We start from the raw sequence: 233 nt of genomic DNA, 5'->3' as shown, positions 1-233 counted from the left end.
CTCGAGCCACTCCATGATGCCTCCGTGCCTTCCTATTTGCGGAGCCGGGATGTTACGGATCGCTGCTTCAAGCTCGTCAAGAAAGCGGGTGTCCTCCCCAAGCAGCCGCCCGGCCTCCAGACAGGCTTGCAATAAAGCATGGGCAATCTGCGAGTCCATGGATGGGCCCATGCAGAGACTGCCCACGGCACCATCCGGAAGCAGGAAGCGGTTCTCCGGAGATACGGAGGGCC

Annotated in this window: 1 protein-coding gene; it reads right to left on the bottom strand. The window is 61.4% G+C overall.

Going from position 1 to position 233, the window contains the following annotated elements; genetic code table 11:
- Nucleotides 1-233, bottom strand: a 233-nt coding sequence (locus ACSNOG_RS34075; protein WP_436756532.1) for a glycosyl hydrolase family 95 catalytic domain-containing protein, incomplete at both ends; no start/stop codon positions are given.

The sequence above is a fragment of the Streptomyces sp. URMC 124 genome, assembly GCF_051386455.1.
GTDB lineage: Bacteria > Actinomycetota > Actinomycetes > Streptomycetales > Streptomycetaceae > Streptomyces.
The sequence above is the reverse complement of the archived record's forward strand: the minus strand, read 5'-3'. Positions and strand labels throughout refer to the sequence as shown.